At 39.2% G+C, this 296-nt stretch carries 1 pseudogene; it reads right to left on the bottom strand.

Annotated elements, in window-relative coordinates:
• Nucleotides 1–296 (bottom strand): annotated as a pseudogene (locus PZE06_RS28260) (family 1 glycosylhydrolase); the annotation flags it as partial.

The following is a 296-nucleotide window of genomic DNA, read 5'->3' as shown; positions in this document are numbered from 1 at the left end:
ACATTCTCTTTTTATCACGAATCCCAGGTGGATGGAGCCCCGAGTCATAACTATAACCTACAAAATAATTTTGCTCATTAAGCGATACCCAGTAATTCACTCGGTCACCGTAGCGCTTGTAGAGAATGACCGCATATCGATTGAAATCCTCAATAATCTTTCTTGATTCCCAGCCACAATACTCTTCAAGAAGTGCTTGTGGCAGATCCCAATGATACAGAGTTAGAATGGGCTCAATTTAATATTTCAGAAGCTCGTTAATTAAATCATCATTAAACTGCAAACCCTGTTCATTG

The sequence above is a fragment of the Robertmurraya sp. DFI.2.37 genome (assembly GCF_029211245.1).
Classification (GTDB): Bacteria; Bacillota; Bacilli; order Bacillales; family Cytobacillaceae; genus Robertmurraya; species Robertmurraya methanolica_A.
This window is presented reverse-complemented; position numbering and strand designations above follow the sequence as displayed.